This is a genomic window from Bacillus sp. JST-5, assembly GCF_057747715.1.
The window spans coordinates 1-1,389 of the sequence record NZ_JBYLHW010000151.1; the positions used below are offsets into that span (position 1 = coordinate 1).

Consider the following 1,389-nt stretch of genomic DNA (forward strand, 5'->3'; position numbering starts at 1 on the left):
TCAACATGAGTCGGAGGGGAATCAATTATGACTAAGAGAAAAAGAAGAACATTTACTAAAGAATTTAAAGAACAAATTGTTGGGCTTCACGCATCCGGAAAGCCCAGAAGTGAAATTATCAAAGAATACGAGCTGACGCCATCTGCCTTTGATAAATGGGTTCGCCAACACAAAATTTCTGGATCATTTGAAGAAAAGGACAATCGAACACCTGAACAAGAAGAGTTAATTAAGCTTCGGAAAGAAAATAAAAGACTTGCAATGGAAAATGATATTTTAAAGCAAGCCGCGCTGATAATGTCTTGATGCGTAGATGTGATTCGAAATAACGCTCACAAATACTCGGTATCAGCAATGTGTGACGTCCTACAAATACCAAGAAGTACGTATTATTATGAAGCAAAGGAACGTGATAACCAGGAAGAGGAACTAACAAAATTAATCGTTGAAATCTTCAAAAATAGCCGCAGTATCTATGGACAAAGAAAAATTAAGGTGGAACTCCAAAAGCTTGGGTGGCAAGTATCACGCCGTAGAATTGGCCGGATTATGAAAGAACAAGGGCTTGTTTCTAAATATACAGTGGCTCAATTTAAACCGACAAAAACAACTTGTAACGAATCGGAGGTTGGTAATGTATTAAATCGGGAGTTTGATCAAGATCAAGAATTAAAGGTTGTTGTCAGTGATTTAACCTACGTTCGTGTTGATCAAAAATGGCATTACATTTGTATTTTAGTAGATTTATATAATCGTGAAATTATCGGCTACAGTGCTGGACCCAATAAAACTGCAGCTTTAGTTCAGCGCGCCTTTGCATCGGTTCCATACAATCTAAATCAGCTTGAATTATTTCATACCGACAGAGGAAGTGAATTTAAAAATCAGCTTATCGACGACGCGCTCGAAGCATTTGGCATTAAGAGATCCTTGAGTGAAAAAGGAACCCCTTATGACAATGCCGTTGCTGAAGCAATGTTTAAAACCATTAAAACAGAATTCGTTAACGGTGCCGTTTTCCCTTGCCAAGAAGCACTTGATCTTGCACTTTTTGATTACGTAAATTGGTTTAATAATATTCGAATACACGGTTCATTAAACTATCGCACACCCGCCGAATTTAAACGCGAGCAAAAGGCTAAAATAGGCTTAATTTAGAGGTTTTTATTAACCTGCATGTATTGTGAGGTTCTTGGTTTTTAGAACGTCACAATACATGCAGGGCAGCAAGCGAAGCGCGGTAGCTAAAAGAAGTACGGATAGAATGATAGAAATAAAGAATCAGGTGCACAAGAAAATTTATGTGTATGGAAATAAATGTTTTATATAAAACTCCTTGAATCAATTACTTTCCTTAAAAAATATGTACAGTTTTGTGTTGACATTCCA

General features: G+C 36.9%; 1 pseudogene. It reads left to right on the forward strand.

The window, feature by feature from the left end:
- The first annotated feature begins 27 nt into the window (after nt 1–27).
- A pseudogene (locus AC3ASS_RS14280) lies at nt 28–1,158 on the forward strand (IS3 family transposase).
- Nucleotides 1,159–1,389 lie beyond the last annotated feature (231 nt).